The organism is Cohnella rhizoplanae, assembly GCF_948329515.1.
Classification (GTDB): Bacteria; Bacillota; Bacilli; order Paenibacillales; family Paenibacillaceae; genus Cohnella; species Cohnella rhizoplanae.
On sequence record NZ_CAOJCN010000001.1, the window covers coordinates 644,577 to 668,826 of the forward strand.

The window sequence follows — 24,250 nt, forward strand, 5'->3', positions numbered from 1 at the left end:
AATAGAACAAGTACGAGAACAGAAAGCTTCCCGACTTTTCGCTGCCGCAGGCGCTTGCCTTGCGGAAGGGCGGTCGGGGGCTTTTGTTGTTGAAAGGGATGAAGTCTCCACTTATGTTGCCGAAGCCCGATCAGAGAAAAAGGTTCGAACTGCTGCTGGCGCAAGCGGAGATTCCGGGCGATTGGATCGACGCCCACTTCCGCGACGGTTACATAGAGAGAGTCGAAGTGAGCAAGACGAAGCGCAGCTGGCGGTTCCACTTCGCGAAGGAATCGCTGCTGCCGCCGCCCGTGTACGCCGGATTTCACAGCCGGGTGCGGGATAAGCTCGGGCATCTCGCCCAGATCGAGATGTGTATCCGTCACGCCGATGCCGTAGCTACGGGCGAGCTGCTGCTGCATTATTGGCCGCTGTTCGTGGAGTGGATGCAGAGCGAGTTCGCATCGGTCAACGGCTGGCTGGGCAAGGCGAGGCCAGAGGCCGAGGGCGACCTGCTGACGCTGTTTATGCTCAACGAGGCCAGTCTGGAGATGGCGCGCAAGAAGACGGTCGACGCCTATGCCTCCCGGTTTTTCGAGGAACGGTTCGGCCGCGCCTGCCGGATCAAGCTGGCGGTGGGCGAAAAGCAGCAAGAGGCCGTCGATGCGTTCATGCAGCGGCAGCTAGAGGAGGAACGGATGCACGTCCGCAAGCTCATGGAGAGCATGCCGGAGGACGCGCCGCCGGAGGACTCGGGCGGCGAAGCGCCGCAGTCGCTCCAGTACGGCTACGAGATCAAGGACGATGCGGTGCCGATTCAGAACATTCAAGAGGAAGAAAAGAAGGCGACGGTGCAAGGCACGGTATTCGGCCTCGAGGTCAAGGAGCTGCGCAACGGCAATACGCTCTATCAGTTCCACGTGACCGATTACACCGATTCGCTCACCGTCAAGATGTTCGGCAAAAACAAAGAAGACGTCAAGATGCTGAACCTGCTGTCCAACGGCAAATGGGTGAAGCTGCGCGGCCGCGTCGAATACGACCGTTTCCTGAATCCGCCGGAGCTCGTCATGATGCCGAGCGACCTCAAGGAGATCAACGGGCCGAAGCCGCGCAAGGACGAAGCGAGCGAGAAGCGCGTCGAGTTCCATCTGCATACGGCGATGAGCACGATGGACGCCATCTCGCCTGTCGACGCATACATCAAGACGGCGGCCAAGTGGGGCCACAAGGCGATCGCCGTCACCGATCACGCGAACGTGCAGTGCTTTCCCGAAGCCGCGAAGGCGGCCAAGAAAAACGGCATTAAGATGATGTACGGCGTCGAAGCGAACGTCGTGAACGACGCGGTCGACATCGTGCTGAACCCCCGCGACAGCGCGCTCGCAGACGAGACCTATGTCGTGTTCGACATCGAGACGACAGGCCTGTCCGTTACGGCGAACAAGATCATCGAGCTTGCGGGCGTCAAGATCAAGGAGGGGCGGGAGATCGACCGTTTCTCCACGTTTATCGATCCGCACGAGCCGATCCCGTACAACATTCAACAGCTCACGAGCATTACGGACGAGATGGTGGCCGGCGCGCCGGAACTCGAGCCCAAGCTGACCGAATTCCTTGCCTTCGTCGGCGACGCCGTACTCGTGGCGCACAACGCCAGATTCGATATCGGCTTCATCCAGCACAACTGCAAGCAGCTCGGCCTGCCGCAGCCGGCCAATCCGGTGCTCGATACGCTCGAGCTGGCGCGCTACCTGCATCCGACGATGAAAAACCACCGGCTGAACACGCTGGCGAACCTGTATAAGGTCAGTCTCGAGAACCATCACCGCGCCATCGACGACACGATCGCCCTGGCGGGCGTGCTGGAGGGGCTGCTGAAGGACGCGCAGACGCGCGGCATCACGCAGATGAAGCGGCTCAACGAGGTGAACGAGAACAGCTGGAAGACGACGCGTCCGTTCCACTGCTGCATATACATGCTGAACGCGGTCGGCAAGAAAAATTTGTACAAGCTCATCTCGCTGTCGCACACCGACTACTTTCACCGCGTCGCCTGCATTCCGCGAAGCAAGCTCATAGAACTGCGCGAGGGCCTGCTCATCATTTCCGGCTGCGAGAAAGGCGAGTTTTTCGAAGCGGTCCTGAACAAGTCGGAGGAGGAAGCGGCCGAGATCGCGGCCTTCTACGACGTGCTCGAGATTCAGCCGATCGACTTCTACATGCACCTGCTGGACAAGGGGCTCGTCGGCAGCAGGGCGGAGCTGGAGCAGTCGCTGCGCAAGGTCGTGGCGATCGGCGAGCGGCTCGGCAAGCCGGTCATCGCGACGGGCAACGTCCATTACTTGGAGCCGAGGGACAAACTCTACCGCGACATTACGATTCACGGCATCACGGGCTTCAGCCCGCTGAAGGACCAGCGCAAGCCGGACGCTCACTTCCGGACGACGCCCGAGATGCTCGACGCCTTCGCGTTTCTGGGCAAGGAAAAGGCAACCGAGGTCGTCGTGACCAACACGAACGCCCTGGTCGAGCGGTTCGAGGACATTAAGCTGTTCCCCGACGAGCTGTTCACGCCGAACATCGAAGGGGCCGACGAGGAGATTCGCAATACCTGCTACGCGACCGCGCGCAGTCTGTACGGCGAGGAGCTCCCGCAGGTGGTCATCGACCGGTTGGAGAAGGAGCTCGTGCCGATCATCAAGTACGGCTTCTCGGCGAACTATCTGATCTCGGAGCGTCTCGTCAAAAAGTCCAACCGCGACGGCTATCTCGTCGGTTCGCGGGGATCGGTCGGCTCGAGCGTCGTCGCGACGTTCCTTGGCATCTCCGAGGTCAACCCGCTGCCCGCTCACTACCTGTGCCGCAATGCGGCATGCAAGCACCAGGAATGGTTCCTCGACGGCAGCGTGCCGAGCGGCTTCGATCTGCCGGACAAGGCCTGCCCCGACTGCGGCACGATGATGCGCGGGGAGGGCCAGGACATTCCGTTCGAGACGTTCCTCGGCTTCAAGGGAGACAAGGTGCCCGATATCGACTTGAACTTCTCCGGGGAATACCAGCCGCACGCGCATAACTTCACCAAGGAGATGTTCGGCGAGAAGGGCGTGTTCCGGGCCGGTACGATCGGCACGGTCGCGGAGAAGACGGGCTTCGGCTTCGCCAGGAAGTACCAGGAAGAGCACGGCAAAAACTGGCGCGGCGCGGAGCTCAACCGTCTCGCGCAGGGCGTCACCGGAGTCAAGCGCAGCACCGGCCAGCATCCGGGCGGTATCGTCGTCGTGCCGGATTACATGGAGGTCGAGGACATCACGCCGGTCCAGTATCCGGCCGACGACACGAGCGCGGAGTGGAAGACGACGCATTTCGACTACCATGCCTTCGACGCGAACCTGCTGAAGCTCGATATTCTCGGACACGACGATCCGACGATGATGCGGATGCTCCAGGATCTGACCGGCGTCGATCCGACGACGATCCCGATGAACGATCCGAAGGTGATGAGCCTGTTCAACTCGGTCGAGGCGCTCGGCATCCAGCCCCATCAGATCAAGTCCCAGGTCGCCACGTTCGGCGTGCCGGAGATGGGCACCCGTTTCGTCCGCCAGATGCTCGAGGAGACCAAGCCGACGTCCTTCGCCGACCTTCTGCAGATCTCGGGCTTGTCGCACGGCACGGGCGTCTGGCTCGGCAACGCGCAGGAGCTCATCAAGAACGGCACATGCACGATCAAGACCGTAATCGGCTGCCGCGACGACATCATGCTGTTCCTTATTTACAAGGCGGGCATGGACGCCTCGCTTGCCTTCAAGATCACGGAGAGCGTGCGTAAGGGCAAGGGTCTCACTCCCGAGTGGATCGACGAGATGAAGCGCTGCGGCGTGCCGCAGTGGTATATCGACTCTTGCCTTCGGATCGAGTACATGTTCCCGAAGGCGCATGCCGCGGCCTACGTCATCTCGGCCGTTCGCACCGCCTACTTCAAGCTCTATTATCCGATACATTACTATGCGACTTACTTCTCGGTTCGGGCGGCCGACTTCGACGTGGAACTGTTCTGCCAGGGGTACGACGCGATCCTGAAGGCGATGACCGAGATCGAGGCCAAGGGCTTCCAGGCGCTGCCGAAGGAAAAGAACATGATTCCGATCCTCGAGATGGGGCTGGAAATGACGGCGAGAGGCTTCAAGGTCAAGCCGCTCGATCTCTACCGTTCGGACGCGACCCGCTTCATCGTGGACGGGGACGCGCTCATCCCGCCGTTCTCGGCGGTCGCGGGCATAGGCGAGAACGCGGCGAGAAATATCGCGGCTTCGCGCACGGACGGCGACTTCCTTTCCGTGGAGGATTTCCAGCAGCGCTCCAAGGCCACGAAGACGATCATCGAGCTGCTGACGACGATGGGCTGTTTCCGCGGACTGCCCGAATCCAACCAGCTGGCGCTGTTCTGAACGATAGTGTGGAATGATTTGCCGGTTCTGAACGGGCTTGCCCCGATCGGTCGGAGCTGGAATAATACATTGCATGGGTACTGGCGGTTATGGTATATTATTTCTGGTAATCATGTGGATATCACTGTCTGCAGAAGAGTGGGGAAACCCACTCTTTACGTTTTGCATAGGCACTTTTGCATGTGCGAATCTGCAGATATCCATTTGAAGCAATCGGGAGGTCTGGTCATTTGAGCGTTTCAAAGATCAAATCCACGGTCGAGCAGCTCGTCGCCCCCTTCATGGAGGAGAACGGCTTCGAACTGGTGGATGTAGAATACGTCAAGGAAGGAAGCAATTACTTCCTGCGCGTATTCGTGGACAAGGCGGGCGGCGTCGACATCGACGATTGCGGCCGGGTGTCCGAATATCTGAGCGGGAAGCTTGACGAAGCCGACCCGATCCCCGAAGCTTACTTCCTCGAGGTGAGCTCGCCGGGCGCCGAACGTCCCCTGAAGAAAGCGGAGGACGTCGCTTCTGCTGTCGGCAAACATGTATTCGTGACGACCTATGAGCCGGTGGACGGCGCCAAGGAATTCGAAGGCAGCCTGGACGGATTCGACGGCAGCGTGCTGACCGTGACCGTCGGGCGCAAGCGCCATGACATTCCTTACGATAAAGTGGCTTCCGCGAGGCTGGCCATTGTCTTCTAATATGCGAAAGGAGGAGAGCAGAAGCTATGAGCATGGAGTTTATTGAGGCCTTGGGCGAGATCGAGCGCGACAAAGGCATCGCGAAGGATGTCCTCATCGAGGCCATCGAAGCGGCACTTATCTCCAGCTATAAACGCAATTTTAATACGGCGCAGAACGTTCGCGTCGATATCAACCGCAATACCGGCCTGATCAAGGTTTACGCCCGCAAGACAGTCGTCGACGAGGTGCTGGATCCGCGGCTCGAGATCGCGGTCGACGCGGCGCGCTCCATTAATCCTCATTATCAGATCGAGGATATCGCGGAGATCGAGGTGACGCCGCGGGACTTCGGACGGATCGCGGCGCAGACGGCCAAACAGGTCGTGACCCAGCGCATCCGCGAAGCGGAGCGCGGACTGATCTACCACGCGTACGTGGACAAAGAGCAGGATATCGTGACCGGCATCATCCAGCGGATCGACATGCGGAACCTGTACGTAGACCTGGGCAAGGTCGAAGCGGCGCTGCCGCTCACCGAGCTCATGCCGACCGACAAGTTCAAGCAGGGCGAACGGGTGAAGTCCTATATCACGAAGGTCGAGAATACGAGCAAGGGCCCGCAGATTATCCTCTCGCGGACGCATCCCGGATTGCTCAAGCGCCTGTTCGAGCTCGAGGTGCCCGAGATTTTCGACGGCACGGTCGAGATCCGTTCGGTCGCGCGCGAAGCGGGCTTCCGATCCAAGATCGCGGTCTACTCGCGCGCGGAGGAAGTCGATCCGATCGGCTCCTGCGTCGGCCAGAAGGGCGTGCGGGTACAAACGATTGTGAACGAACTGAAGGGCGAGAAGATCGACATCGTCCGCTGGTCCGACGCGGTCGAGGAATACGTGGCCAACGCGCTGAGCCCCTCCAAGGTGCTCGAGGTCATCGTGTTCGAGGCCGAGAAGATGGCGCGCGTCATCGTGCCCGACTATCAATTGTCGCTCGCGATCGGCATCAAGGGCCAGAATGCGCGGCTCGCCGCGAAGCTGACCGGCTGGAAGATCGACATCAAGAGCGAGACGCAGGCGGAGCAAGAATACGGCCGGCCGCGCACCGAAGGCGACGCGATGCACCAGGACAGCGTGACGATCGACTGATCTCAAGCTGACAATCATACGGACGGTCCGCATGGGAGGCGATAAACCTGAGACCGAGGAAGATACCGCAGCGCAAGTGCATCGCCAGCCAGGAAATGATGCCGAAGAAGGAACTCATCCGCATCGTCCGGTCGCCGTCGGGGGAGATTTCCCTCGATCTGACGGGCAAGAAGCCCGGCAGGGGCGCCTATCTGTGCGGCAAGCTGTCCTACTTCAAGCTGGCGAAAAAAACGAAGGCGCTGGAGCGGGCGCTGAAGGCTCCCGTCCCGCCCGAGGTCTACGATCGGCTGGAGCAGGAATTCCTGAAGCTGGAAGGCGAATTCATCGCCGCGAAGGAGCTGGATGACGGCGATGACGACGAACGATAAAACTTTGTCGCGACTGGGGCTCGCCATGCGGGCAGGCAAGCTCGTCTCGGGGGATGAGACGGTGCTGAAAAGCATTCGCGGAGGCGAAGCGAAGCTGGTTGTAATCGCCCGGGACGCTTCTGACAATACACGCAAGAAAGTGGCGGACAAATGCGCAAGCTACGGAGTGGAGCTGTTGACCGGCTACTCCCGGTACGATCTGGGGAGCGCCGTGGGCAAACCTGAGCGCGTGCTGTTCGCCGTCACGGACCAAGGCTTCGCGAATCTCGTTCGCGAGGGCTTCGTTCAACATTCGGAGGTGGAGAATATTGAGTAATAATCAAGAGACGAACGACAACAAAGATAAGCTGCGGGTGTATGAATACGCCAAGCAGCTGAATATGAGCAGCAAAGAAGTCATCACGATCCTGAAGCGCGTGAACATGCCGGTCAACAACCATATGAGCGTGATGGAGAACGGCATGGTCGGCGCGGTTGAGAAGTTTTTCCGCGACGTGAAGGCGAACGCGGCGGCCAAAATGGCGCAAAATAAGCCGGCCGGCAATCGCCCGGCTGGCGAGCAGGGCGGCCAAAACCGCCAAAGCGGCGGACAGCAGCAGAGCCGCAGGTCGGAGGAGACGGCATCGGTCGCTTCGCGTCCGGCACAGCCGCCTCAGACGGCACCGTCCCCGGCTCCGGCTCCTGCTCCGGCAGCGCCTCAAGCGTCCGCGCCGGCCGCACCAGCTTCGGCGCCAGCGCAACCTAGCGCGCAAGGCAGCGGCTCGTCCGCGGCTGCTTCCGACCGTCCGCAAGGCAGCAGCCAAGGCGGCGGCTATCAAGGCAACCGTCCATCGGGCGGCCAGGGCGGCGGCTACCAAGGCAACCGTCCATCGGGCGGCCAAGGCGGCGGTTATCAAGGCAACCGTCCATCGGGCGGCCAAGGCGGCGGCGGCTATCAAGGCAACCGTCCGGCAGGCGGCCAAGGCGGCGGCGGCTATCAAGGCAACCGTCCGGCAGGCAGCCAAGGCGGCGGCGGCTATCAAGGCAACCGTCCGGCAGGCAGCCAAGGCGGCGGCGGTTATCAAGGCAACCGTCCGGCAGGCGGCCAGGGCGGCGGCGGCTATCAAGGCAACCGTCCGGCAGGCGGCCAAGGCGGCGGCGGTTATCAAGGCAACCGTCCGGCAGGCGGCCAGGGCGGCGGCTATCAAGGCAACCGTCCGGCAGGCGGCGGCGGATTCGGCGGCGGTGCCAGCAGAGGTCCGGCACCGGCACCGGCTGCGGCGGCAGGACGGGGCGGCCAAGGCGGCGGCTTCGGCAGCCGTCCGGGCGGTCAGCGCAGCGACAACCGCGGCGGCGATAACCGCGGCGGAGATTTCAACCGGGGCGGCGCCGGCGGCGCCAAGCGCAAGGAAAACGACTTCGGCCGGCGGTTCGAGGAATCCGGACGCGGCGGCCCTCGTAAGGGCAAGGGCGGCAAAAACGCCAGAGGCCGCAGCAACATGCCGCCACGCGAGAAGATCGACAACACGCCTAAGAAAATTATTATCCGCGGCGAGATGACGGTCGGCGACATGGCGAAGCTGCTCCACAAGGACGCTTCCGAGGTCATCAAGAAGCTGTTTATGATGGGCGTCATGGCCACGATCAATCAAGATCTCGACATGGATACGATCCTGCTCATCGCCGGCGAATTCGGCGTTGAGACCGAGGTCAAGATCGCGGTCGAAGACACCAATTTCGAGACGATCGAAGAGAACGACGAAGAAGCGGATCTGATCAGCCGTCCGGCAGTCGTTACGATCATGGGTCACGTCGACCACGGCAAGACGACCCTGCTCGATGCGATCCGGGAGACCCAGGTCGCCAGCGGGGAAGCAGGCGGCATCACGCAGCACATCGGCGCTTATCAGGTCGAAGTGCACGGTAAAAAAATCACGTTCCTGGATACTCCGGGCCACGAAGCGTTTACGACGATGCGTGCGCGCGGCGCCCAGGTTACCGATATTACGATTCTGGTCGTGGCCGCCGACGACGGCGTCATGCCGCAGACGGTCGAAGCGATCAACCACGCCAAGGCGGCGAACGTGCCGATCATCGTCGCGGTCAACAAGATCGACAAGCCGGGCGCGAATCCCGAGAAGGTGAAGCAAGAGCTCACCGAGTACGGTCTCGTACAGGAATCATGGGGCGGCGATACGATCTTCGTCGAGCTGTCCGCCAAGCAGCGCTTGAACCTCGAAGGCTTGCTCGAGATGATCCTGCTCGTATCGGAAGTCAACGACTACAAGGCTAATCCGGATAAGCGGGCTCGCGGTACGGTCATCGAAGCCGAGCTCGACAAGGGCAAGGGGCCGATCGCCCGGATCCTCGTCCAGAACGGTACGCTCAAGGTCGGCGACGCCTTCGTAGCGGGCGACTGCTTCGGCCGGATCCGCGCGATGACCAACGACCGCGGACGCCGCGTCAAGGAAGCGGGCCCGTCCACGCCGGTCGAGATCACCGGTCTGACCGAGGTGCCGCAAGCAGGGGATCCGTTCATGGTGTTCGAGGACGAGCGCAAGGCGCGCGAGATCGCCGACAAGCGTTCGATCAAGACGCGTCAGGAATCGATGCGTTCCAACCAGAAGGTCACGCTCGAGGATCTGTTCAGCAAGATCAAGGAAGGCGAGATCAAGGATCTGAACGTCATCCTCAAGGCGGACGTACAAGGCTCGCTCGAAGCGCTCAAGGGCTCGCTCGAGAAGATCGAGGTCGAAGGCGTGCGCGTTAAGACGATTCACAGCGGCGTCGGCGCGATTACCGAGTCCGACGTGTCCCTGGCGCTCGCATCTGCGGCTATCGTCATCGGCTTCAACGTCCGTCCTGAGCCGCGCGCGGCGCAGACTGCCGATCAGGAAAAGGTCGACCTTCGCCTCCACCGCATCATCTACAAGGTGATCGAGGAGATCGAACAGGCGATGAAGGGTATGCTCGATCCGGTCTTCAAGGAAAAGGTCATCGGCCACGCCGAAGTCCGCGAGACGTTCAAGGTCAGCAAGGTCGGCACGATCGCGGGCTGCATGATCACGGACGGCAAGGTCGCCCGCAACGCCGAAGTCCGCCTCGTACGCGCAGGCGTCGTCGTCTTCGAGGGGAAGATCGATTCCCTCAAGCGGTTTAAGGATGACGCCAAGGAAGTTTCGGAAGGCTATGAGTGCGGCATCACGCTCGACAAGTTCAACGACCTTCAGAACGGCGACGTTCTCGAAGCGTTCATCATGGAGTCCGTCGAGCGCTAATCCGCGCATGAAGCAGGGAAGAGGGGATGGACAGTGGCTAAATTCCGCGTCGGCCGTGTCGGCGAACAGATCAAAAAGGAGATCAGCTCGCTGATCCAGACCGAATTAAAGGACCCGCGCATCGGCTTCATCACGGTGACCGGCGTCGACGTGACGGGGGATCTGTCGCAGGCTCGCGTTTACCTCAGCATTCTCGGCAGCGACGAGCAGAAGGAAGCGACGCTGCACGCGCTTGCCAGGGCGAAGGGCTTTCTTCGCTCGGAGCTAGGCAACCGGATGCGACTTCGCCATACGCCGGAGATTGAATTCCGGTTCGACAGCTCGATCGAGTACGGCAGCCACATCGAAGCGCTGCTGGCGGACATCAACAAAGGGACGCAGCCCTCATGACCGGCTGGGAGACGCAGCTTGATGCCGCGGTCGCTTTTATCAAGGAGCGGGACGACTTTCTGGTCGTCTCGCACGTTCAGCCGGACGGCGACGCCATCAGCTCTACGGTGGCGGTCGCCTGGCTGCTGGGCAAGCTGGGCAAGAGCTACGCGCTCTACAATGAGGGGCCGATCCCCGAACGTCTCTTTTATCTAAAAAACGCAGACAGCATCACGACGAACGCGTCCGGCATCGCCGGACGCGCCTATCGTCATGTCATCGCGGTCGATTGCGCGGATTTCAGCCGCGTCGGCAACGCGCAGGAACGGTTCGAAGACGGCTACGAGCTGCTGAATATCGATCATCATCCGACCAACAACGGATTCGGCCTCGTTAATCTGCTTCGGTCCGATGCAGCCGCGACGGCCGAGATTTTATACGAACTCATCGAACGCGCGGGCGTGCCGCTCGACATAGACGCCGCGACGGCCATCTATACGGGCATGCTGACCGATACCGGAGGCTTCCGATATAGCAATACGAGTCCCAAGGTGCTAGCCATCGCGTCGAGACTGATCGACCTGGGCGTGGACGGTCCAATGTTGGCCGAGCATTTGCTGGAGCGGATGACGCTGCAGCAGATGCTCGTCCTACAGCGGGCGCTGTCCCGGCTGACGTTCAGCGAGGACAAGCGGGTCGCTTGGCTCTGGGTTACGCCGGAGGACATGACGGAGACCGGCGCCAGAAACGAGGACCTCGAAGGCATCGTGAATTTCCCTCGCAACGTGGAAGGCGTGGAAGTCGGTATTTTGTTCAAGCAAAACGGAGAAGCATCGGTCAAAGTCAGCTTGCGATCGGCCGGCAAGGTCGACGTCGCGGCGGTCTCCCAGCATTTCGGCGGCGGCGGTCACACCCGCGCGGCCGGCTGCCGGGTACTCGCGACACTGGGCGAGACGATCGCGCAAGTGACCGATGCCGTCGGAAAGGCGCTCTCAGAACATGACGCAAGCCAAAACGCATAATTACGAAGGCGTGCTCGCGGTCTGGAAGCCGGCGGGATGGACATCGCACGACGTGGTGGCGAAGGCCCGGCGCATCCTCGGGGTGAAGCGAATCGGCCATACGGGCACGCTGGATCCGGCGGTGACAGGCGTGCTGCCGATCTGCGTGGGCAGGGCGACGCGGCTGGTAGAGTATCTGCAGGAACTGCCCAAGACATACGAGGCGACGATCCGGCTCGGCATCGCGACCGATACCGAGGATCTCACCGGCGAGGTCGTCGAGAGCCGCGATGCCAGCCATCTCGACGAGGCCGCGATACGCGAAGCGATCCTTTCGTTCGAGGGAGACATCATGCAAGTGCCGCCTATGGTTTCAGCCGTAAAAATCGACGGCAAGCGGCTCTATGAGCTTGCCAGAGAAGGCGTGACCGTCGAACGGCCGGCCCGACCGGTGACGATACACGAGATTCGGGTCGCCGAGATCAAATCGGGCATCCCGCAGCCCGAGGCTTCTTTTTCCGTCCGTTGTTCCAAGGGCACCTATATCCGCACGCTGTGCGTGGACATCGGCCGCAAGCTGGGCGTGCCGGCAGCGATGGCCGTCCTGCAGCGGACGGAGAGCGCGGGGCTCGTGCCGGACGACAGCCTGACGCTGGACGAGATCGCCCGGCTGCGCGAGAGTGGTGAGCTCGGAGACCGATTCATTCAGGCGGACGGCCTCGTGCCGTTCCCGCGCACGACGGGAGGCCCGGCCGCCGCAGCCAACGCGCGGCAGGGGAAGGCAATTCCCTTCGACGAGGTCGATCCGGCGCCGGACGGAGACGGGTTGTGGCGGCTTTATCGCGAAGACGGCGTTTTTCTCGGATTGTTCGAAGCGGACATGCCGGGGCGACGCCTCAGGGCTGTCAAAGTATTTCATCCGGAGGAGTAGCCGCGTGCCGGCTCTGCGCCGGCACGGCGCCATTCCCAAGATGCAGGAGGACAGCAGGTGGAACGTTACGATTTGACACATTCGATGTTGCAGCAGGACGGCGAGCTCCCGACCGGCGCTTGCCGGGACCGCGTCGCCATGGCGATCGGCTTTTTCGACGGCGTCCATCGCGGACATGCCGAGGTCATCAGGCAGGCGGTGGCGGCGGCGCGAGAGCTTGGATACGCGCCGGCCGTACTGACCTTCAGTCCCCATCCGCGCAGCGTACTGGGGAAGGACGGTTTTCACACCGTCCTGACGCCGCTCGAGGACAAGCTGACGCTGTTCGCCGAGCTTGGCGTCGAACTGGCCTACGTCGTGGCGTTCGATTCGGGTTTTGCGGAGGTTACGGCGGATCGCTTCGTCCGGCGCCTGCTGCTGCCGCTCGGCGTCCGAACCGCGGTCGTCGGCTTCGACTTCCGGTTCGGCCATCGCGGGCAGGGGGACGCGGACGCGCTGCGCAGCTTAAGCGAGGACGCGATCTCGGTCCGCGTCGTAGAGCCGGTCTTCGAGGGCGACGTCAAGATCAGCAGCACCCGGATACGCGAGCGTCTCGCCGAGGGCGACACCGAGGCGGCCGCTATGCTGCTCGGACGGCCCTATGCCATATCGGGCGAGATCGTCCATGGGGACGCGCGGGGCCGGCAGCTCGGTTTTCCTACGGCGAACATGATGCCGTCGGTGCCGTACGTCATTCCCCGTCACGGCGTATATGCCGTGACCGTGACCGGCGCGGCGGGACAGTCCTGTCCGCTCGGGGGCGTCATCAACGTCGGCGTCCGTCCGACGTTCGACGCGCCGGGCGGCGCATCCAGGCTAGAGACGAACTTGTTTGACTTCGAGGGAGATCTCTACGGACAAACGCTGACCGTGCGGTTCCACCGCTTTTTGCGTCCCGAGACGAAGTTCGATTCCTTCGACGCGCTTAAGTCTCAGATCGCCAAGGATGCGGACCAAGCCCGTTCGGAGCTGTCCGCGCTCGGTTTGTTCTAACGGCCGGGCTGCACTCGTTAGTTGCTATGATCATAGGCACTGTGCTATACTATTGAACGTTGTCGGTCATGCCGACAACACAAGAACCTTGGCTTGGCCGGACGCACTCACCGGCGACAGCTCGGCCACAGGCGATTAGACAAATCGAATTTGGAGGTGATTGGGATGGCATTGACGCAAGAGCGCAAGCAGGAATTGATCGAGCTGCACAAGACGCATGCTTCGGACACCGGCTCCCCGGAGGTCCAGATCGCGATCCTGACGGAGAACATCAACAATCTGACGACGCACTTCAGGTCCCACAAGAAAGACCACCACTCGCGCCGCGGCCTGCTCAAGATGGTCGGCCAACGTCGCAAGCTGCTGGCATACCTGAAGAACAAGGACGTCAAGCGTTACAGCTCGCTGATCGAGAAGCTCGGTCTGCGCCGTTAATTCGCACGCGACTCAAGCAACCTGCTTAGCCAATCGGGTTTCCCCGGGGCGGCGGGTTGCTTTTTTCAAGCTTACGACCTGCTTGACATGCCTAAGGATGCGTCCGGCAGGAAATAATAGAGAGTATGTCGAATTTACATATGTCTAATTTAGAGGAGGGATTGCACTGGTACACCAAGTAGAGATGTCGCTCGGCGGGCGCCCGTTCTCCCTGGAGACGGGACGGCTGGCCAAGCAGGCGAACGGCGCCGTTGTCGTCCGCTACGGAGATACGGTCGTTCTGTCTACGGTCACGGCGTCGTCCGGACCCAAGGATCTGGATTTTTTCCCGCTTACCGTTAATTATGAAGAAAAATTGTACGCCGTCGGCAAAATTCCCGGAGGCTTCATCAAGCGCGAGGGCCGTCCCAGCGAGAAAGCCATCCTGGCTTCGCGACTGACCGACCGGCCGATCCGCCCGCTGTTCCCCGAAGGCTTCCGCAACGACATTCAGATCGTCAGCCTCGTCATGAGCGTCGACCAGGATTGCCCGCCCGAGATCGCGGCGATGATCGGTACGTCCGCCGCGCTCGCCATCTCGAACGTGCCGTTCGACGGCCCGATCGGCGGCGTCATCGTCGGCCGCGTCGACGGCAAGTTTATCATTAACCCGACCGTCGCCGAGGAAGAGAAGAGCGACATGCACGTCGTCGTAGCAGGCACGCGCGACGCGATCATGATGGTCGAAGCCGAAGCCGACGAAGTGCCGGAAGCGGACGTGCTCGAAGCGATCATGTTCGGACACGACGAGATCAAGAAAATCGTGGACACCATCGATCAGCTCGTAGCCGCAGCAGGCCAGCCGAAGATGGAAGTCAAGCTGCATGCCGTCGACGCTTCCGTAGAGAGCGACGTCAACGCCTATGCCCAAGCGAGACTCGTCGAGGCCGTTCGTATCGAGGAGAAGCATGCCCGCCAGGAAGCGATCGACGCGGTCAATGCCGAGACGGTCGAGCATTTCTCTGCGGTCTATGCGGACGAGCCGGGCAAGCTCGGCGACGTCAAAGAAGTGCTGTACGATATCGTCAAAAACGAAGTGCGTCGCCTGATCACGCACGACAAGATCCGTCCAGACGGCCGCAAGCCTGAAGAGATCCGTCCGATCTCCGGCGACGTATCGCTGCTGCCGCGCACGCACGGATCCGGCCTGTTCACCCGTGGTCAGACCCAAGCGCTCAGCATCTGTACGCTCGGTCCGCTCGGCGAAGTCCAGATTCTCGACGGCATCGGCCTCGAAGAATCCAAGCGCTTCATGCATCACTACAACTTTCCGCCGTTTTCCGTCGGCGAAGCCCGTCCGCTCCGCGCGCCAGGCCGCCGGGAGATCGGTCACGGCGCCCTCGGCGAGCGCGCGCTGCTTAAGGTGATCCCGTCCGAAGCCGAGTTCCCGTACACGATTCGTCTCGTATCCGAGGTGCTCGAGTCCAACGGCTCGACATCCCAGGCGAGCATCTGCGCCAGCACGCTGGCGATGATGGATGCGGGCGTGCCGATCAAGGCGCCTGTCGCAGGCGTGGCGATGGGCCTCATCAAGGACGGGGACCAATTCACGATTCTGACGGACATCCAAGGGATGGAAGACCATCTCGGCGATATGGACTTCAAGGTGGCGGGGACGGCCAAGGGCGTCACGGCGATCCAGATGGACATCAAGATCGACGGCATCGACCGTTCGATCCTGACCCAGTCGCTCGAGCAAGCCAAGGAAGGCCGCATGCACATCCTCGGCAAGATGATGGAAGTCATGGCCGAGCCGCGCAAGGAACTGAGCAGATACGCGCCGAAGATCATCACGATGCACATCAATCCGGACAAGATCCGCGACGTCATCGGCTCCGGCGGCAAGATCATCAACAAGATTATCGAAGAGACGGGCGTCAAGATCGACATCGAGCAGGACGGTACCGTATATATCGCGTCTTCGGATGCCGCAGCCAACGACAAGGCGCGTGGCATTATCGAAGGCATCGTACGGGAAGTCCTCGTCGGCGAGACCTACCTTGGGACGGTCAAGCGCATCGAGAAGTTCGGCGCGTTCGTCGAGATTCTCCCGGGCAAGGACGGCTTGGTGCACATTTCCCAGCTGTCGACCGAGCGCGTAGCCAAGGTCGAGGACGCCGTCGCGATCGGCGACAAGATCATGGTCAAGGTCACCGAGATCGACAATATGGGTCGCGTTAATCTGTCCCGCAAGGTGCTGCTTACCACCGAGCAGGTACAGAGCGGCCAATAACCTCTTGGACGTTCAACCTCATATTACAAGCAAAAGAGACCGGTTTTCCCAGTCTCTTTTTTTATTTGACCGGATTTTAATCGATGGCCCGTCCGATTCTTTGCCGGCGTTCATATAAATCGACGTCTTGGCATACGATGAAGACAAGCACTTTTGGCGCTTGGGCGCCCGGACGGGAGCTGGGATTCAGCATGATCAAATCGCGTTGGCCGCCTGCGGCCATGCTGGCCGTACTCGCACTGCTGCTTGCGGCGGGCAGATACGGACCGCTGCACGCCTATGTAGAGACTGCCAAGACCATACATTCAGGCGCTGCGGCATATGCGGATTCAGGCTACGCGGACGATCAGAATGGGAGCGCTGGCGGCGCCGATAACGCCGATAAGGAAGATGAACTGAGGTCATGGCTCGCGGCAGAGGCGATAAAACGCGCGCAACCGCCGATCGACGCGGTAGTCGATCGCGTATGGAAGGCGATTCCCGGCTACAACGGCCGATCCGTAGATGTAAATGCAACTTATGAGCTGGCCCGGAAGGCCGGAATTTCCGCCGAGTCCGCTGCGGCAGCGCCAGCTGCGGTTCCCTGGGTATACCGCGAGGTGGCGCCCAAGATCGGGCTTCGCGACCTGCCGCCATCCCCGGTCTATCGAGGCAATCCGAACAAACCGGCCGTAGGGCTGATGATTAACGTGGCGTGGGGCAACGAGTACCTGGCTTCTATTTTAAATACGCTTGATGCGCAGAAGGTCAAGGCAACGTTTTTCCTCGACGGCAGCTGGCTTAGCAAAAACAAGGACGCTGCGCTCGAGATCAAGAGGCGCGGCCATGAACTGTCCAATCACGCCTATTCTCACAAAAATATGAGCACGATCAGCGACGCCAAGCAGCTTGAAGAGATATCCAAGACGGAGGCATTGCTGAAGGACGTTCTCGGCGCGGATAACCGGCTGTTCGCCCCGCCATCGGGCGACTACGACGCGAGGACCGTCCGCATCGCGGCGGGGCTCGGCCTGAGGACGGTCATGTGGACGCTGGACACGGTCGACTGGCAGCGACCGCCTGCTTCATCGGTCGTAAAAAAAATCTCCGCCCATGTCGGTCCGGGCACGCTGATCCTGATGCATCCGACGTCGACGACCGAGCAGGCGCTGGCCGGCATCGTACGGGCGGCAAGAGCCAAGGGGCTCGTGCCGGGCACCGTGTCCGAGGTTCTCTCGGAGCGAAGATTGGAGCAGCCCCGCGAGGGTAAATAAAACCGCGGGCGCCCATAAGCCGGGATCGCCTGCGTCTCGGTTGTGAGGTATGTCGATTTTTGATATCATGTTATCATTCATGGCAAGGGGGAGAACGGTTGAATAAGTACACGCTGAAGAACGGCCTGCGCGTGATGATCGAGAATATTCCGACCAGCCGGTCGGTAGCGTTCGGCATTTGGGTGAAGACGGGTTCGCGCTACGAGACGCCCGCGGACAACGGAATTTCGCATTTTATCGAGCATATGCTGTTCAAGGGTACCCGGCGCCATTCGGCGAAGGATATCGCCGACCGCTTCGACGGGATCGGCGGCAATGTCAATGCCTTCACCGCCAAGGAGTATACCTGTTACTACGCCAAGGTGCTCGACCAGCATTTGCCGATTGCCGTGGATATATTATCGGATATGTTTTTCGAGTCCCAGATGGCCGAGGAAGAGCTGGTCAAGGAAAAAAACGTCATTCTCGAAGAGATCGCCATGTACGACGATACGCCGGACGACACGGTCCACGACCTGGCCTCGACGGCGGCATTCGGCGACCACCCGCTCGCTTACTCGATTCTGGGCACCGCCGAACGCCTGCATGCGATGGGGCCAGACGATTTGCGCGAGTACATGTCCCGCCGGTACACGATCGAGAATACGGTCGTCAGTCTCGCGGGCAACGTGGACGAGAGCGTGCTTGAGTTGCTTGAACGGCACTTCGGCGGCTTTGCGGCGCATTCCGAAGCGCCTACGCTCGCCGCGCCCGCCTTTCGTCCGGGTACGCTGTTCCACGGCAAGAAGACCGAACAGAATCATCTCTGCCTGACCTTCCCGGGCTGCCCGATCAACGATCCCAAGATGTACGCGATGACGCTGCTGAACAACGCGATCGGCGGCGGGATGAGCTCGCGCCTGTTCCAGGAGATCCGGGAGAAGCGGGGGCTAGCATACTCCGTATACTCGTATCATACGAGCTATGCGGACAGCGGACTTTTCACCGTATACGCAGGTACGGCGCCCAAGCAGACGCGCGACGTCTACGACCTGACGATGGAGATGCTCGGCGAAGTTCACGCGAACGGACTGAGCGAGGCCGAGGTGAACCGGGGCAAGGAACAGCTCAAGGGCAATCTCATCTTGAGCCTCGAGAGCACGAGCAGCCGGATGAACCGTCTAGGCAAGAACGAACTGATGCTGGGCCGCCATCTGTCGCTCGACGAGATGATCGAGCGGATCGACGCGGTCACGATGGCGGACGTCGAACAGATGATGAACCGCATCATGAGTCAGCCGGCGGCGATCGCGCTCGTCGGATCGCAGGAGGCGGCGTTGTCCGGAATAGGGAGGGAATTCGTTGTATCCAATCCAGTTGAAGCGGCTGCCGGGGAATGAAGACGTCCCCCTGCCGCGCCGCATGTCCGAGTGGGCGGCGGGCTTCGATATTCACGCGGCGGTGGCCGAGCCGGTCGTGCTCGCGCCGGGAGAGCGCGCGCTGATTCCTGCGGGATTCGCGATGGCGATGCCTGCCGAGCTCGAGGCGCAGATCAGGCCGCGCAGCGGCCTGGCGTTCAAGCACGGCATTACATGCCTGAATTCGCCGGGTACGATCGACGCCGATTACCGTGGCGAGGTCAAGGTATTGCTTGTGAACCTGGGGCAGCAGCCGTTCGCGATCGAACGGGGCGAGCGCATCGCGCAGATGGTGTTCCAGCGCGTGCCTCAGGTGACCATCGAGGAGACCGGCGAACTGCCGGATACGGTGCGGGGCGCTGGCGGCTTCGGCCATACGGGTGTATGAAAAGGAACGTCTTGCCGGGCATTTGCTGCCGGCAGGGCGTTTTTTTGCAGCGAAGAAGTCGAACTCGCCGAACGTATCAGACCGTCAGGGAAGATTTCCCGGACGGTTTTTCGTTATTAGGCGAAGGTCCCGGCATGCTCCGCACCCGCCGGGAGGCGACTGCATACGATGTGCTATGCAAGTCGCGATGCGTGCCGGCCCAGCCGCGATGCCATCGCCCGGGAGGCGTAGCCCTCGGCCGCCCGCGCTGAGGAAGCCGCCAGGCGCAAGGTCAAAGGAGGGAAAAGCCATGCTTACGGGCGTGCAGATTATCGTTGCCGGAGGGGACGCGCGGCAGCTCGAGGTCATCAGACGCCTTACCGAAATGGATGCGACGGTAACGCTGATGGGTTTCGAGCGGCTCGATACGCCTTTTTCCGGCGTCACCAAGGCGGAATGGACGCCGGACGCGCTGCGCGGCGCGGACGCGCTGCTGCTGCCGGTGGCCGGAACGGAAGAGGACGGCGCGATCACGGCGATTTTTACGGATCAGGTACTTAAATTAACGGACGATCACGCCGCGGCGCTGCCGAAAACCTGCAAAATTTATACCGGGCTCGCGCGGCCGTATTTGCGCAAGCTCGGAGAGAAGCACCGGCTTACGGTCGTGGAGCTGTTCGAGCGGGACGACGTGGCCATTTACAACTCGATACCGACGGCGGAAGGCGCCTTGATGATGGCGATTCAGCATACGGACATTACGATTCACGGGTCGAGATGCATCGTGCTCGGACTCGGCCGGACGGGGATGACGATGGCGCGCGTGCTGCAGGGAATGGGGGCTAGCGTGCTTGTCGGCGTGCGTCGGGAGGACGCGTTCGCAAGGGCTTACGAGATGGGCTTCGAGCCTTTCTACATGGCCGATTTGGCGCGCCAGGCGGGGAATATTGACTTGATTTTTAATACGATACCGAATATGATAGTCACAGCACAAGTGATCTCCAAACTCCCCCTTCGCGCGGTCATTATCGACCTTGCATCCAAGCCCGGCGGCACGGACTTCCGCTTCGCGGAGAAGCGCGGCATCAAGGCGCTGCTCGCGCCCGGATTGCCCGGCATCGTCGCCCCCAAGACGGCAGGACGCATCATCGCGAACAGTCTGTGCCAGAGCATTCTGGACGACCACAAACAGGGGGAAACGCCATGAATTGGCAAGGGATCACTGTCGGGTACGCGTTATCCGGCTCGCACTGCACGCTGCCGGAGATTATGCCTCAGATCCAGCGCTTCGTGGATGCCGGAGCGAACGTCGTGCCGGTCGTCAGCCAGACCGTGATGACGACGGACACCCGCTTCGGGGCATCGGCGCATTGGAGATCCGAGTTGGCTCGGATGACGGGCAACGAGATCATCAGCACGATCGTGGACGCGGAGCCGCTCGGACCTTCCAAGCGCTTCGACGTGATGATCATCGCGCCCTGTACGGGCAACACGACGAGCAAGCTCGCCAACGCCTTGACCGACGGACCCGTGCTGATGGCCGCCAAGGCCCAGATGCGCAACGGCAGGCCGCTCGTGCTGGCGATCTCCACGAACGACGGCCTCGGCCTTAACGCCGCGAACATCGCCAAGCTGCTCGTCGCGAAGAACATCTACTTCGTGCCCTTCGGCCAGGATAATCCGGACCAGAAGCCCAACTCGCTCGTCGCCAGGATGGATCTGGCGATCGACACATGCGAGGCTGCGCTCCAGGGCAAGCAGCTTCAGCCGATGCTTATCGAACGTTTTTTATATGCTTGATTCTATTAAATAGAGATTGTGGTTAGATTAGAGGGGAGAGTCGTCATTATGTCTACGCCTACGTTATTTAACGTCGCCGTCGTGGGAGCCACGGGCGCCGTTGGAGAACAGATCCTGAAGCAGCTCGCAGCGCGCAACTTCCCGATCAAGGAACTGAAGCTTCTGTCGTCGGCGCGCTCCGCCGGGACGAAGATCGAATTCAAAGGCCAAACGTATACGGTGGAAGAAGCGACGCCCGAGAGCTTCAAGGGCGTCGAGATCGCGCTGTTCAGCGCCGGCGGGGACGTCTCCAAGGCATTGATCCCGCATGCGGTCGAGCACGGCGCCGTGTGCATCGACAATACGAACGCCTATCGCATGGACCCCGAGACGCCGCTCGTCGTGCCGGAAGTCAACATCGACAAGGTCGCGGAGCACAAGGGCATCATCGCCAACCCGAACTGCTCGACGATCCAGATGGTGGCCGCACTCAAGCCGCTGTACGACCGTTACGGCATTTCCCGCATCATCGTCTCGACCTACCAGGCCGTATCGGGCGCAGGCGCGCGCGCGATCGACGAGATGCTCCGCCAGTCCAAGGAAGTGCTGGCCGGAGGCGACGTCCAACCGGACATTTTGCCTGTCGGTTCGCTGCCCGTGAAGCATCAGATCGCGTTCAACGCGATCCCGCAGATCGACAAGTTCCAGGACAACGGCTTCACGCTCGAAGAAATGAAGATGATCCGCGAAACGAAGAAGATCATGGACGACGAGGCGCTTGAAGTGACCGCGACCTGCGTGCGCATCCCGGTCGTATACGGACACTCCGAATCGGTATACGTCGAGCTCAAGCAGGACTTCGACGTCGCCGAGATCAAGACGCTGCTGTCGGATGCGCCGGGCATCGTCCTGCAGGACGATCCGGACAGCCAGCTTTATCCGCTCGCGACCGAAGCGGCGGGCCGCAACGAAGTGTTCGTCGGACGCGTCCGCCGCGATCTGTCCAACCCGCGCGCGCTTAATCTGTGGATCGTATCCGATAATCTGCTGAAGGGCGCCGCCTGGAACGCGGTTCAGATCGCCGAGCACATCGCGGCTTCCCGCTCCTGACGCATTCAGCGCCAGCCCTTCCCGGCAATCGGGGAGGGCTGGTCTGACGGTAGCGGTCCTAACCCCCTCCCGGCGGCGCCATGACATCGAGGTTCCGACATTACCAGGCGAGGAAGGATGCATGGATGGTTACTGTTCAAAAGTTCGGTGGGACGTCGCTGTCCGACGCTAGCGGTCGGGAGCACGTCCTCCGTCATATTAGGCGTGAATACGAGGCCGGCGCCGCGCTGGTCGTCGTCGTGTCGGCGATGGGACGCAGAGGCGAGCCGTACGCGACCGATACGCTGCTCGACTGGATCGGCTCGAACGGCGGCGGATTGGCGGAACGGGAGAAGGATCTGCTTCTTAGCTGCGGGGAGTTAATATCCGCGGCTACTTTATGCAGTCTCCTGAACAGTCGCGGATTGCCGAGCGTCGCTCTTACGGGCGGTCAAGCCGGTATCGTCACCGACGACAAATTCGGCGCCGCCAGGATCGTCGAGGTCCGGACGGAACGCATCGAAGCCTACCTGAAGCAAGGCAAGATCGTCGTCGTGACCGGGTTTCAGGGCGCTACCGCGGACGGAGAGATCACGACGCTCGGACGCGGCGGCAGCGATACCTCGGCGACGGCGCTCGGCGCCGCGCTGCAGGCGAGCGTGGTCGATATCTATACCGACGTCGACGGCATCCTCACTGCGGATCCGCGCATCGTATCCGAAGCCCGCCAGCTGGCGGTCGTCAGCTACGACGAGATCTGCAATATGGCGCACAACGGGGCGAAGGTGATACACCCGAGAGCCGTCGAGATCGCCATGAAGGCAGGCATACCGGTACGCGTCCGCTCTACCTTCTCGGACGGCGAGGGGACGCTCGTCACACACGCCAACGCGGCAGAGGGACATATCGGCTGGAGCGACCGCACGGTGACCGGATTGGCGCACGTCAAGGGCGTCACGCAGATTTCCATCTCGGCCGAAGGCACGGCGCTGAACCCGCAGCTGCAGGTATTCCGGGCGATGGCGACCAACGGCATCAGCGTCGACTTCATTAACGTCATGCCGGCCGGCGTGCTCTACACGGTGACCGACGACGACGCGCCGCAGGCGCTGCGGCTGCTCACGGAGATGGGCTTCGAGCCGCGATACCGCAGCGGCTGCGCCAAGGTGTCCGTCATCGGAGGCGGCATGAACGGGGAGCCGGGCGTCATGGCCAAGATCGTGGAGGCGCTTGCCTCGCGTCAGATCCCGATCCTGCAGTCCGCGGATTCGAATACGACGATCTGGGTGCTTGTGTCCGAGGCGGACATGGCCGCCTCGCTGTCGGCGCTGCATTCCGCGTTCGCCCTGCACGCGGTATCGTGAGATAATGATGGTATAGAACGGATCAAGACCGGTATATAGACGGAGGAGGAAACGGGTATGGATTTCGGCCGCCTGATTACAGCGATGGTGACCCCATTTAACGAGCAACTGCAGATCGACTGGGAAGCGACCGGACGGCTCATCGATGAGCTCATCGAGGTACAGAAGTCCGACAGTCTGGTCGTGAACGGCACGACGGGCGAGTCGCCGACGCTGACCGAGGAGGAGAAGCTGGAGCTGTTCCGCTACGCCGTGCGCCGGGCGGCCGGACGCGCCAAGATCATCGCCGGCACCGGCAGCAACGACACGGCGCACTCCATTCATCTCAGTAAGCTCGCGGAGGAAGCGGGCGTCGACGGACTGCTGCTCGTCGCTCCTTATTACAATAAGCCTAACCAAGAGGGCCTTTATTTACACTTCCGGGCCATTGCCGAATCCACGAAGCTGCCGGTCATCCTTTATAATGTCCCGGGCCGCACCGTCGTTAGTCTGTCCTCGGCTACGACGCTGAGACTTGCGGAGCTGCCTAACGTGGTCGCGACCAAGGAATGCGCGTCCGTCGAGCAGATAACGGATATCGTCGCCGGCGCGCCGGACGGCTTCCTTGTGTACAGCGGCGACGACGCCATCACCCTTCCGACGCTTGCCGTCGGCGGTCACGGCATTATCAGCGTAGCGAGCCATGTCGTCGGAGCGGAGATGAAGGCGCTGATCGACGCGTATCTGGAAGGGCGCACGGCGGAAGCGGCGAAGCTGAACGCCAAGCTGTATCCGGTTTTCAAGGGCCTGTTCAATTGTCCGCATCCCGTGCCGAATCCCGTCGCGGTCAAGCATGCGCTCACAATCCGGGGCGTAGCGGTGGGCGGCGTGAGACTGCCGCTAGCGCCTGCAACCGAAGAGGAGCAGGCATTCATCGCAGGGCTTTTCGACTAACCGACTAGGCAAGCAGGACCCACTCCATAGCCCGAATGAAGCGAACCGATGCCATTGGCATCGGTTTTGCGTTAAATGGAGAAATTAATCGTATTCGGCCGTATTCATTAGCCTGACTTGTACGAGTGGATTGGCATCATGTATAATGGGGTGGAGT

The 24,250-nt window shown here is 61.3% G+C and carries 20 protein-coding genes; all 20 read left to right on the forward strand.

Features of this window, described 5'->3' with window-relative positions:
- Positions 1–113: 113 nt before the first annotated feature.
- Complete coding sequence (locus PQG80_RS02930) at positions 114–4,430, forward strand: PolC-type DNA polymerase III (RefSeq protein WP_271749630.1); 4,317 nt, start codon at positions 114–116, stop codon at positions 4,428–4,430.
- A 230-nt stretch (positions 4,431–4,660) separates the two neighbouring features.
- On the forward strand, positions 4,661–5,122 hold the full coding sequence (gene rimP, locus PQG80_RS02935; protein ID WP_271749631.1) for a ribosome maturation factor RimP: 462 nt from the start codon (positions 4,661–4,663) through the stop codon (positions 5,120–5,122).
- Positions 5,123–5,148: 26 nt separating this feature from the next.
- The gene (gene nusA / locus PQG80_RS02940) at positions 5,149–6,246 is read left to right on the forward strand and encodes a transcription termination factor NusA (RefSeq protein WP_271749632.1); all 1,098 of its coding nucleotides are present in this window, start codon (positions 5,149–5,151) and stop codon (positions 6,244–6,246) included.
- Between the two features lie 47 nt (positions 6,247–6,293).
- Entirely contained in the window at positions 6,294–6,614 is a 321-nt protein-coding gene (gene rnpM / locus PQG80_RS02945) for an RNase P modulator RnpM (RefSeq protein ID WP_271749925.1), read from the forward strand.
- A complete protein-coding gene (locus PQG80_RS02950) occupies positions 6,598–6,930 on the forward strand; it encodes a L7Ae/L30e/S12e/Gadd45 family ribosomal protein (protein ID WP_271749633.1) in 333 nt (110 codons plus the stop codon). Before rnpM ends, PQG80_RS02950 begins: the two co-directional genes overlap by 17 nt.
- Positions 6,923–9,871, forward strand: a complete 2,949-nt coding sequence (infB, locus tag PQG80_RS02955; RefSeq protein ID WP_271749634.1) for a translation initiation factor IF-2 — start codon at positions 6,923–6,925, stop codon at positions 9,869–9,871. The genes PQG80_RS02950 and infB overlap by 8 nt, the downstream gene beginning before the upstream one ends.
- 33 nt (positions 9,872–9,904) lie before the next feature.
- Positions 9,905–10,261 carry a 30S ribosome-binding factor RbfA gene (rbfA, locus tag PQG80_RS02960; RefSeq protein WP_271749635.1) on the forward strand — a complete coding sequence of 119 codons (357 nt, stop codon included), beginning with the start codon at positions 9,905–9,907 and terminating at the stop codon, positions 10,259–10,261.
- Entirely contained in the window at positions 10,258–11,262 is a 1,005-nt protein-coding gene (locus PQG80_RS02965) for a DHH family phosphoesterase (protein ID WP_271749636.1), read from the forward strand. Before rbfA ends, PQG80_RS02965 begins: the two co-directional genes overlap by 4 nt.
- On the forward strand, positions 11,240–12,172 hold the full coding sequence (truB, locus tag PQG80_RS02970) for a tRNA pseudouridine(55) synthase TruB (RefSeq protein ID WP_271749637.1): 933 nt from the start codon (positions 11,240–11,242) through the stop codon (positions 12,170–12,172). The genes PQG80_RS02965 and truB overlap by 23 nt, the downstream gene beginning before the upstream one ends.
- 57 nt (positions 12,173–12,229) lie before the next feature.
- Entirely contained in the window at positions 12,230–13,204 is a 975-nt protein-coding gene (locus PQG80_RS02975; protein ID WP_271749638.1) for a bifunctional riboflavin kinase/FAD synthetase, read from the forward strand.
- A gap of 165 nt (positions 13,205–13,369) precedes the next feature.
- Positions 13,370–13,639: a 30S ribosomal protein S15 gene (gene rpsO / locus PQG80_RS02980; protein WP_271749639.1), complete on the forward strand. Its 270-nt coding sequence runs from the start codon at positions 13,370–13,372 to the stop codon at positions 13,637–13,639.
- Positions 13,640–13,823: 184 nt separating this feature from the next.
- Complete coding sequence (gene pnp, locus PQG80_RS02985) at positions 13,824–15,911, forward strand: polyribonucleotide nucleotidyltransferase (protein WP_432432708.1); 2,088 nt, start codon at positions 13,824–13,826, stop codon at positions 15,909–15,911.
- Positions 15,912–16,102: 191 nt separating this feature from the next.
- On the forward strand, positions 16,103–17,164 hold the full coding sequence (locus PQG80_RS02990) for a polysaccharide deacetylase family protein (protein ID WP_271749640.1): 1,062 nt from the start codon (positions 16,103–16,105) through the stop codon (positions 17,162–17,164).
- 98 nt (positions 17,165–17,262) lie between these two features.
- Positions 17,263–18,543: a M16 family metallopeptidase gene (locus PQG80_RS02995; protein ID WP_271749641.1), complete on the forward strand. Its 1,281-nt coding sequence runs from the start codon at positions 17,263–17,265 to the stop codon at positions 18,541–18,543.
- Positions 18,506–18,949 carry a dUTP diphosphatase gene (gene dut, locus PQG80_RS03000; RefSeq protein ID WP_271749642.1) on the forward strand — a complete coding sequence of 148 codons (444 nt, stop codon included), beginning with the start codon at positions 18,506–18,508 and terminating at the stop codon, positions 18,947–18,949. Before PQG80_RS02995 ends, dut begins: the two co-directional genes overlap by 38 nt.
- 289 nt (positions 18,950–19,238) lie before the next feature.
- Positions 19,239–20,135, forward strand: a complete 897-nt coding sequence (gene dpsA / locus PQG80_RS03005) for a dipicolinate synthase subunit DpsA (protein ID WP_271749643.1) — start codon at positions 19,239–19,241, stop codon at positions 20,133–20,135.
- Positions 20,132–20,728, forward strand: coding sequence for a dipicolinate synthase subunit B (locus PQG80_RS03010; protein WP_271749644.1), 597 nt, complete (start codon positions 20,132–20,134; stop codon positions 20,726–20,728). The genes dpsA and PQG80_RS03010 overlap by 4 nt, the downstream gene beginning before the upstream one ends.
- A 48-nt stretch (positions 20,729–20,776) precedes the next feature.
- Positions 20,777–21,817, forward strand: a complete 1,041-nt coding sequence (locus tag PQG80_RS03015) for an aspartate-semialdehyde dehydrogenase (RefSeq protein WP_271749645.1) — start codon at positions 20,777–20,779, stop codon at positions 21,815–21,817.
- A gap of 125 nt (positions 21,818–21,942) precedes the next feature.
- Positions 21,943–23,160 carry an aspartate kinase gene (gene dapG, locus PQG80_RS03020; protein ID WP_271749646.1) on the forward strand — a complete coding sequence of 406 codons (1,218 nt, stop codon included), beginning with the start codon at positions 21,943–21,945 and terminating at the stop codon, positions 23,158–23,160.
- 57 nt (positions 23,161–23,217) lie between these two features.
- Positions 23,218–24,093 (forward strand): 4-hydroxy-tetrahydrodipicolinate synthase, encoded by an 876-nt coding sequence (gene dapA / locus PQG80_RS03025; RefSeq protein WP_271749647.1) that lies wholly within the window; start codon positions 23,218–23,220, stop codon positions 24,091–24,093.
- Positions 24,094–24,250: the final 157 nt, after the last annotated feature.